This window comes from Zavarzinella formosa DSM 19928, assembly GCF_000255705.1.
Classification (GTDB): Bacteria; Planctomycetota; Planctomycetia; order Gemmatales; family Gemmataceae; genus Zavarzinella; species Zavarzinella formosa.
This window is the reverse complement of sequence record NZ_JH636442.1, coordinates 813,880-823,045: the sequence shown is the minus strand read 5'-3', so window position 1 is coordinate 823,045 and position 9,166 is coordinate 813,880. Positions and strand designations below refer to the sequence as shown.

Sequence of the window (9,166 nt, the reverse complement as noted above, 5' to 3'; positions counted from 1 at the left end):
GTCGTCGGCGTGTCCGTGGCGGCGGTGACCGGACTGGCCGCCCTCGCGGCCGCCGTGACGCTGGCCGTCGTCGCCTGGGAGTCGTTTCCGGAGACGATCACGGCCGTCGGGGATTTCTTCGCCGGCGTGTTCGAGGGGGTCAAGGCGGTCCTCGGCGATGTTGCCGCCTTCGCGGCCGGGGTTCTCTCGTCCGCCTTCGACGGGCTCATGGTTGTCCTGGGACATGTCTGGTCGACGCTCAAGGCGGTCGGGGGATATTTTCAAACCGCCTTCGGGCCGGCGTCGGCCGCCGCGATCGACAGCCTGGTCGATGCGTTCCGGACGATGGGATCGGTTTTCGGCGAAACCTGGTCGGCCATCGTCTCGCTGGCCAAGGCGGGCGAGTTCAAAGGGGCGGTGCAGGCGGCGTGGATTGGCGTGCAAGCCGCCTGGAAGGCGGGCGTTCTCGGGCTCGACATCGCCTGGGAGAAGTTCAAGATCAACTTCAAGGACGGGGCCAGGCAGGCGGCCAATGACGCGGCCCATGATCTGATCAGTTTCGCCGCCCGCACGGCCAGGCTGTTCGTGGACATTGGCGACACCATCGGAGTCGTGTTTGACGGCGTGGTCAAGTCAATCAGCGACGCCATCGCCGATTCTCTTTCCGTCATGGCGGGCTTTGGAAAAAAACTTGCCGGGTTCCTGCCCTCGTTCTCACCGCAGGCCATCGCCCTCAAAGCCGCCGCCGACCAGGCGGACGCCGCCGGCGACCAGACCCGCGACAATGCCCAAAAGAAGTTTGACCAACAAACATCCGTCATCGCCCCGGACACGTTTGCCGACCGGGCGGCCCGGGCTTTCGCCGCCAAAGGCGGCGGTCAAATCGAGGGCACGAAAGATCTGATCGACGCCGTGGCCGCCGGTCTGGAAAACCTCGCCGACGAGCAGTTCGCCGTGAACCGGCAGGCGAGCCAGAAACAGCTCGACGCCCTTGACCAGATGTTGAAGGCCGGCCTGGAGGGTATCCGGGAGGAGGCGGCGGCGGGGCTTGCCGAGGTGACGGACCGTCTCCCCAAGGCTCCGGAACAGGGTCCGGCGCCCCGGCTGATCGCCGAACTCGGGCCGATGCCCCGGCTGGTGAAGGCCGCCCAGTTTGGCGTCGCGGCGGCAGGGACTTTCTCCGGCCGCAACATCAGCCAGTCGCTGGGAATCGGCGGCAGCGTGTCGGAGAAGATCGCCGCCAACACGAAGAAGGGCGCCGACGAGACTGAGAAACTCCGCGAGGAGTTCAAGAAGTTCAACGAAAACCGGCTGCGGTTTGACTGAGCAGGGGGAAGACATGCCGTTGATTCATGAATTGAAGGGGAGTCGCAATCTCTCCATCGGCCGCGACGGGGCCTCGGCCCCGTGGCTGTTCATGGTGCGCGAGGCCGCCGACGAGGCGGCCGCCTATCAACTGGCCGACCAGACCAGTCCGGCGAGTTATCAGCCGGTTCCGGGAATCACCGGCGTCCTGCTGAAGAGCAAAATCGAAACGCAGGACATGGGGGCGGGGATTTACGTGGTCACGGTGAACTACGACTCCGGCCAGGCCACCGACGCGGGCGACGACGTCGGAGCCAATCCAACCGAGCCGGCCGGCGGCCCGGGGGACACCGGCCAGGGGGGCGGCAACCCCGCCGGCGACACCGACCCGGATGCCGACCTCGGCCGGGAGTTCACCTTCACGACCGGTTCGGGGGCAACCGAGCATATCACCCGGGCCAAGTCCCTGACCGAGTCAGGGAAGAAAGTCGTCGGCCCGGCCCAGGCCGCCCCGGACGTCAAGCTGGCCATCGGCGTCAGCAAGGAGGGAGTGGCCGGCGTTGACATCGTCGCCCCCGTCCCCGAGTTCGCCTACACCACGAAGCTGAGTTATTTCACGATCGGCCGGTTCATCCGCCTGTGCTGGGCGACCGGCAAGATGAACCTCAATCCGTGGTTCGGGCTCGGGGCCTTCGAGGTCCTGTTTCTGGGCTGCGACGGGAAATACTCGGACAGTGACAAGTCGTGGTCGATCACTTACAGGTTCAAGTATTCCGCCACCGAACGAGCGATCGACATTCTCGGCGACAACACGCTGGTCGTCGCCGAGAAGCCCGGGCATGATTACTTGTGGGTGGCGTATGATGCTGCGGATGTGGATGGCGAATTTCGCATTCAATTACCAACTGCGTACTACGTGCATCGTGTTTACGAGCCAATCGATTTCAAGACTCACCTCGGCATCGGTCTCTGATCATTCCTTCGGCTTGCCGATAACATATGGCTCCACGACATAGAGCGTTGTGGAACCAATCTTTTGCGTACCGGTGACCTTGAGCAGCATGCGGAGTGTGATCGTCTTTTTGTCAGCCCAGGCCGACGTGTCAACGCCCTTAAGAAGAAACGGTTTGTCCGTCGCGTTCAGCGAGTTGATGATTGCCGTTTTCGCGTCAATCACTTCGTTCACCTGTAGATTTCGCAGTCCTTCCATTAACAACAATGACGTTCCATACCCGACATCTCCGACACTCAGGCTTCGATATTTTAACTCGTCCGCAATTTTGACTTTTTCAACCTTGGCCAGCTCGGCCTTCAGTTCGGCCAGTTTCTTTTCGTGTTCCGCAATCTCCTTGCGGACCTGGTCGGCGGTTCTTTCCTTTGGCTGCGCATAAAGGGTGGAAACCAACGCTAACAGCCCGAGGCAAGTGGCGAATATCCTCATATGGCGGTCTCTTGAAGGGAAAAGAATGACCCCGAAAAGTGTATGGCGCACCAGTACAGTCCGAAAGGGTTGACTGCGCGGCGAAGACATTCGTAATGCTCAGGTGGACGCGCTTTTCGTGAGTGTCTTCCAGAATTCAAGACGAGTCATCATCTGTTGCAGCAATCCGTCGTAAGTGACGCAATTGATTTTTTGCGAGTAAACCACCACATGCTCGGATCGCCATTCCAGCCGTTGTAGTTCTCCGGTCGATAGCCCCTTCTGGCGGCCGATCACCAAAAGGCCGTCGAACTTGATGGACCGGTGACCGAACAGGTCTTCAAAGTCCGGATGCTCCGTCATCTTCGCGATTTTGTGAAACCAGTCGATGATCTGGCTGCAACCATGATCAAAACGTTTCGACCATTCCTTGGTAGCTTTTTTGCCGTTCTTCACAAAGACGCTCGACGGCATCGCGTCCTCAAATTCAATGAATGTGAAGGTTGAATTTTCCCAATCGGCAAGAACCAAGTCGCAGACGTAACTTCCGAAGAGATGGTATTCCGTCGCATAGCGGTTGACTGATCCCAATGCAAGTGACTTACTGCCGACGTGACACATGTGGCAAAGTAAGGGAAGACGCCTGAACAGGGGAAGGATGTCTGCACTCTCGCCAAGAGCATCTTTTCGCGTGAGCAAATTGGAAAATTCACGCACGGCTTCCTCGGCCTTGGCAAGGTCGAATGAGACCGGAATAAAAGATTTCATTTTGAGTCATCGTCTCGTTTCGTTTGCTCGGGAGCGTTTTTGATGACATCAATAATTTGTACATGCCCGTCTTTATGAAAAACAAAAACCAAAATATCATCCGGAAAGCGAACGTGAAAAAAATCCTCGCCGCTGACGACTGTGACGTTCTGCTGTCGCGCCCACTGGGGGACGGGAATCTTGGAGAGTTCGGAAATCTTGGCGATGATGCTCTCCCGGCTTTCAGGAGAAAGGCTTTCCATCGCATTTTTCGCGGTTGGATTGACGCTTACTTTTGCCTGGTTCGACGCTTTGATTCTCCGGGCGGTCTCCACTATATGCGTCGCCTCAATCCTTGCCAGTTCGGCACCTGCCGAAAAAACAACCGCGTCACATGCAGTCATTCGATTCTTCATCGTCATGAACAACATGTTATCGGCAAGCGAATCGATGAGAGCGTATGTCCTTGTCTCTCCGGGAAAAATCATCGCTGATTCCTTGGTGCTCACGGGAGAGAGTTGAAAAGCCATGTTGCTCAGGAGTTGATTTTCATTTGAGTCGATTGTGTTGCCTGGATGGAATTGAAGGGAAATCTTCTCAATGACAAAAGGAGCAAACCCCGAGTTTTGAACAATGACGGAGATGATCGCGGACATGTTTTTATTGATATTAAGTTGGGGTTTTAATTTGGCGCGAGGCCTTAACAAGTCGATTTTGCTCTCGGATTTTTCTCCGACAACAACAAACTCCCCATCTTGGATTTCCAAGGTTTCTCGGACTAAAACCAACTCCGAAGAATCCGGTGCCAGTTTCAAATCGGTGACCACTTGGATGGTTTTCATGGCGGTCCTTCTGGCGTAGTGATGTTGCGGCTTCATCTTACACATTCTGGCTTCGCTCGGGCAACCCGCCTGAGATGATGCCGGCATGGCCAGAGGAATCCCCAACAAACACGTTCAGCCGGGCGAGTTGTTCCAGCCCTCGGCCGCCATCTGGAACCAAGTCATCGACTTGCTGGCCGGCCGGCGGGGCGGGATCGTCCGGCCGGCGAACCCCGAAACCTCCGTCGAGATCTTCGTCCGCAATGACACCGATGGCACGGTGCCGCAATACGGCGTCCTCGCCGTCGGCGACCCGGTCATCAATCCGGCCGACAACCTGAACGGTTTCAAGAACTCCAAACTCGTCAAGGGGACGACGCCGACGGCGTCCTCGGTCATCTGCGTCACCCAGGAGCCGATCGCGGCCGGCAAGATTGGCCGGGCCGTCGTCGCCGGGCTGACGCAGGTTCAAATCGACGTGGGCGATGCGGCCCACACATACGCCAGTCCGACCAGTTCGACGGAGAAGGTCGTCTCCGGCTCGACCGGTCGTTTCCACATCACTTTCAATGCCTCCGGCACTGGCGTGGTCTGGGGCGAGATCTTGCTGAGCCAATCACCGACCACGGGCGACACCGAGATGGTTCACCTCGACCCGTCAACTGTGGATGATGAGGGTCTGATCGCCGGTCACATCGTCGACTTCGGCCCCGGTCACACCGACTATTCCGACGGCGAGGCCGTCCTGGTGCTGCTCGTCCCATGACCCAATCCCGCGTCATCACCGTCAACACCAAGCTGTCGAAGGGCGGCAAGCGAATCTTCGCGGCCCCGAGGCCCTGCTCGTCGTCGGGGGGCGGGGGGGATTGCGATCCGATCCAGACTGCTTTTTGCTTCTATCCGCTCTCTTGCTGCCTCCTGCTGACCTTCGGCGGCTCGATGTCCTCCGTCCCGCCGATCACCCTGAACTACAATCCGCAGGCCGGGGTCTGGGGATTCGGCGGCGGGGTTGGCTCGCCGATCGTGACACCCTGCGGCACGTTCACGATCATGTCGTTCTCCGGCGAGTCGACGGACGGCTACCGCCTGACCATCTCCGGCCATGAGTTTGACAGCATCGACAGCGGGGTGTGGCGCCCGGTCAGTTGCGTCTCGGCGGGATCGCCGGATATCTTCCTGTGGGAGTCGCCCGACCTGACCGTCGACGGCGGACCCTGCGCCGGGACGTTCACCGTCACGGTCACCGAGACGTCATGCGGTGGCTCCGGCTCCGGGCCGGGCGATTACCGGATCGGTGTGGGCACGCTGCTGACGAAGGAAGGCACGCGCATCTTCGGTGTGGTCAATTGCGCCGGGTCCGGGCCGGCGATGTATCGCATCGGCCGGGACACCGGACAGACGAAGAACGGCAAGCGGATCTTCGCGGCCGAGTTCGACCCGTGCTGCGACGGAGGGCCGCCGGGAATCGGCCCGGTGCCCCCGCCCCCGGCCACGCCCGGCGATCAGGAAGACATCCCGGTCGCCGACGGCGACTGTCTGTTCGGGATCTGCGACACGATCCCCAAATATGTCAAGATTTTGGTGAGTCAGAACGCCGACCCGACATACTCCGGGCCGGGTTTCGATTTCTCGCCGTTCTGGCTGTTGGGGGTGTGGCGGCCGCTGAGCAATAGTTACGAGTTTCCAGCGTCTGGGCCGACGACCGGGCCGGACGGCGTGCCAGAGATCATCGCCGGCCAGGTGGTGTATTGCTCATGCGGTCACTCCGGCACGGCCGACGACTGGTCATGGGATTTTGGCGGGGCACAGTTCCGCGACTCCGGCGGCCACATTGTCATCATCGGCGGGGAGTGTCTTCGGCCGGACATCGACACATCCGTTTGGAGATGCGATCCGCTCTCGATCATCGTCACCAATCACGTCGGCGCCCCGACCCTGAGAATCACCAAGGCATGAACTGCACCGCCGCCGAACAGCCCTGTCAATCCGTCGCGTGCGTGCCTTGCGGAAACGCCCGCCGGGCTCTGATGGAACGCCTGACCACCGAGAGGCGGTCGAGGCCACAACCCGTCCGGGTGCGGAATTTCGCGCCGGCTCCGATCAGCCTCCCCCTCTGCGAGCATCTTGAAGACGCTCGGGGCAACGGCGGTTGTCGTCACCGCAAATGTTCCAGGGGCCACGGCGCCGCCGCCGGCGTCAAACCCTGCGATCACTGCGGACCCGGCCGGTGTCCCGATTATCTGCCGTTGAACGGAGAGGAGACACGCCCCGGTCTTGTTCCCCGGTGGACGCATCAATTCGGGGCGGGTTTGGTCCCTGACCGCCATCAGACCAACTGCTCACTGATGCCGTTCAGCGGGCGGTTGTTACTGGCGTACCGAACCGGATGGGTGGGGGCGAATATTCACATTGCGGAGATCCATGAAGACATGACTCCGGGCGGGTCGAAGACGATTCGCCTGCCTCATCCGATGTGCGTCGGCGGCCGGGAGGATCCCCGGCTGTTCGCCCACGATGGCGCGATGCACCTGTCGTTCATCGGTGTGCGGCTCCGGCAACCCGGCAATCACACTGTCGCCCGTCAGTTGTTCGCCAGGCTGGACAATGACCTCAACGCGGTCCGTGTGTGGGAACCGAAGTATGACCGGACCACGGAGTGGGAAAAGAACTGGCAGCCGTTCAGCCACGACGGCCGTCTGTTCGTCGTGTATTCCATGCGGCCGTGGGTGGTGCTGGAACTGACCGGCGACCTTGCCCTGCCGGTGAGCGAGGCGACCGGCGTGCCTTGGAAGTTCGGCCTGCCCCGTGGCGGCGCCGCCCCCGTCCTTCACAACGGCGAATGGTATGCGTTCTTCCACGGCACGGACAAGAGCGGGTACGATCGCGGCCTGCCCGCGATCTACACGACGGGCGTCTGTACCTTCGAGAGCAAACCTCCGTTCCGGCCGCTGCGTATCACCCGCGAGCCGATCCTCTGGCCGGTGATGGCGGATCTGCCCAAGGGACCGCACGGCGGCAAGTCGTGGTATGCGGCAACGGCCTTCCCATGCGGGGCTTATCTCGACGGGGATCAGTGGGTGGTGAGCTATGGGCACAACGATCACTGGTGTCGGGTGTCCGCGTTCGACGCAAAACAAATCGAGGAGCGGTTATGTCCGATCAAATAAATTCCCCGCTCGGGCAACCCGGCCGCGATGATCACTCCTGTCAGACACATACGGTGTCAGTTTTTTTTGCGGATCTCACAGGAGTCACGATGGCCGATACCCCGACACCCGCCGCGACGCCGGCGGCCTCCCTTGACGCGATCAAGGCCTACGTCCCGGCGCTGGCCAAATGGGGGGTCATGATCCTCGCCGCCGTCCTGACGGGCTGGCTCTCGACGCGAGGAGTGGTCGTCCCCCCGCTGCCCCCGCTGCCTGTCTCGTCACCCGAGCAAATCGGCGGGCCGCCGGCCGACGTGCTGTATTACTGCGGCCGCGTCGAAACGCTGGCCGACCAGTTCGCGACCAAGCCCTGGCCGGTCAGGGAGATCACCTGGAGCGTGGACACGAGCGGCTATGCCGGCTCGCTCACGCATGATCAAATCGTCGAGGCCTTCGATGTGGCCTGGCGGGCTTGGTCAACCCATCTGGACATCTCGCCCAAATTTGTCGAGTCTCCGGATGATGCGCTTGTCCGGTCGCACTTCGCGGACATTGACGGCGTGTCGCGAGTGCTGGCTTGGAGTGAACTGGCCGACGGCGCCAAGACGCCCAAGACGCAGCGATATGACAGGGCCGAGCGGTGGACGATCGCCGCCTCGCCGAGCCAAGCCCAGATCGACCTGGTGCGGGTTGCCTGCCATGAGATCGGCCATGTGCTGGGGCTCGTCCACGACGACGTCGGGACGGGGTCGCTGTTGGAGCCGACCTACTCGACCACGGTGCGGTTCCCCACGCCTCGGGACGTGCAGCGCATGATCGCCCTGGGCTACGGCCGGCGGCCGACTGCCAGTGCGGCTCCTCCGATCCCGATCACCCATGCGGTCGAGCCTGAACGGCTGGCCGAATTGCTCCGGCGAGCCGGGTACAAGGTGGATCTGATCGGCCGGTGACGCGATGCTCGGACGGTGTGGAGGCTGGGCCGGAGAGGAGGAAGGTGATATCATCGTCGGTCATTGCGAAGCCTTCCCTTTGTCAGATCGCCTCCGGGGAATCGGAGGTCAACCGAGTCCCATCGGGGAATGTGCGGTATTCTCCCTTTGAGACTTTGTTCACCGGCACACCGCTGGCGGCCCTTAGTTCGATTGTTGTTGGCGACACCACATCCGTGCCGTCTGGTTTGCAGTTTATCACGTAGTTCTGCCAGACTTGGATCTCGTGGATTTCACCGGAATCATCGACGGCGGTAAATGTGTGGTGAAGTTCAGTTTTGGTCATGCGTTAGTTCCTAACAGAATACGAGCAACTCACCTGCGACTCGGGCAACCGGCTGTTTACATTCCCCTTATCGACTCGCACAAGCATCACGCCAATGCCAGTTCGGTGAACAACAAGAGCCGGGTCCGCTCGCAACGGCCCGGCTCCCCGCGTGGATTAGCACCCCCAACGCACTGTCATTCTACCCCGGATGCCAATGCGTTCCACCACGACTTTTCAATCAAACTATCGTCACGTCCGCCGTGTCAAAGACCGCTGGCAAGCGCGCGTCTGGGACGGCTCGATCCGCTCTCACATCAACCTCGGATTATGGGTCGAGGAGCGGGCCGCCCGCGAGGCCGTGCGGCTGTTCTTCGACCGCACCGAGATCCCGCCTCAAGTGCAGCCCCGCTTCGTGCGAGCCTCGGCCGGCGGTGGTTATGTCGGCCGGATACGCGGCCGCCGGATCCCGCCGCCCGGAGAGGATGCCTTTC

The 9,166-nt window shown here is 61.1% G+C and carries 11 protein-coding genes; 7 read left to right on the top strand and 4 right to left on the bottom strand.

Annotated elements, in window-relative coordinates:
• Window positions 1–1,305: hypothetical protein (locus BGIM_RS0124940; RefSeq protein WP_029630449.1), on the top strand; the 1,305-nt coding region annotated here is incomplete at its 5' end.
• Between the two features lie 13 nt (window positions 1,306–1,318).
• The gene (locus BGIM_RS0124935) at window positions 1,319–2,257 is read left to right on the top strand and encodes a hypothetical protein (protein ID WP_020472442.1); all 939 of its coding nucleotides are present in this window, start codon (window positions 1,319–1,321) and stop codon (window positions 2,255–2,257) included.
• Here BGIM_RS0124935 and BGIM_RS0124930 read toward each other — a convergent pair whose 3' ends face one another.
• The 3 genes from BGIM_RS0124930 to BGIM_RS0124920 are packed head-to-tail and all read right to left on the bottom strand — an operon-like array spanning window position 2,258 to window position 4,293.
• The gene (locus tag BGIM_RS0124930; protein ID WP_157369390.1) at window positions 2,258–2,815 is read right to left on the bottom strand and encodes a hypothetical protein; all 558 of its coding nucleotides are present in this window, start codon (window positions 2,813–2,815) and stop codon (window positions 2,258–2,260) included.
• Window positions 2,816–2,824: 9 nt separating this feature from the next.
• The gene (locus BGIM_RS52270; protein WP_020472440.1) at window positions 2,825–3,472 is read right to left on the bottom strand and encodes a Shedu anti-phage system protein SduA domain-containing protein; all 648 of its coding nucleotides are present in this window, start codon (window positions 3,470–3,472) and stop codon (window positions 2,825–2,827) included.
• Window positions 3,469–4,293 (bottom strand): hypothetical protein, encoded by an 825-nt coding sequence (locus tag BGIM_RS0124920; RefSeq protein ID WP_020472439.1) that lies wholly within the window; start codon window positions 4,291–4,293, stop codon window positions 3,469–3,471. Before BGIM_RS0124920 ends, BGIM_RS52270 begins: the two co-directional genes overlap by 4 nt.
• An 85-nt stretch (window positions 4,294–4,378) precedes the next feature.
• On the opposite strand from BGIM_RS0124920, the gene BGIM_RS0124915 reads away from it, so the two are divergent.
• The 4 genes from BGIM_RS0124915 (at window position 4,379) to BGIM_RS0124900 (ending at window position 8,368) form a co-directional block, all read left to right on the top strand.
• Complete coding sequence (locus BGIM_RS0124915; protein WP_020472438.1) at window positions 4,379–5,038, top strand: hypothetical protein; 660 nt, start codon at window positions 4,379–4,381, stop codon at window positions 5,036–5,038.
• Window positions 5,035–6,228: a hypothetical protein gene (locus BGIM_RS0124910; RefSeq protein ID WP_020472437.1), complete on the top strand. Its 1,194-nt coding sequence runs from the start codon at window positions 5,035–5,037 to the stop codon at window positions 6,226–6,228. The genes BGIM_RS0124915 and BGIM_RS0124910 overlap by 4 nt, the downstream gene beginning before the upstream one ends.
• Entirely contained in the window at window positions 6,225–7,439 is a 1,215-nt protein-coding gene (locus BGIM_RS63275) for a glycoside hydrolase family protein (protein WP_020472436.1), read from the top strand. The genes BGIM_RS0124910 and BGIM_RS63275 overlap by 4 nt, the downstream gene beginning before the upstream one ends.
• Before the next feature lie 89 nt (window positions 7,440–7,528).
• Window positions 7,529–8,368: a matrixin family metalloprotease gene (locus BGIM_RS0124900; RefSeq protein ID WP_029630443.1), complete on the top strand. Its 840-nt coding sequence runs from the start codon at window positions 7,529–7,531 to the stop codon at window positions 8,366–8,368.
• Window positions 8,369–8,450: 82 nt separating this feature from the next.
• Here BGIM_RS0124900 and BGIM_RS0124895 read toward each other — a convergent pair whose 3' ends face one another.
• Complete coding sequence (locus BGIM_RS0124895; RefSeq protein WP_020472434.1) at window positions 8,451–8,693, bottom strand: hypothetical protein; 243 nt, start codon at window positions 8,691–8,693, stop codon at window positions 8,451–8,453.
• Window positions 8,694–8,889: 196 nt separating this feature from the next.
• Between BGIM_RS0124895 and BGIM_RS52265 the strand changes: the two genes are divergently transcribed.
• Window positions 8,890–9,166: hypothetical protein (locus BGIM_RS52265; RefSeq protein WP_193789014.1), on the top strand; the 277-nt coding region annotated here is incomplete at its 3' end.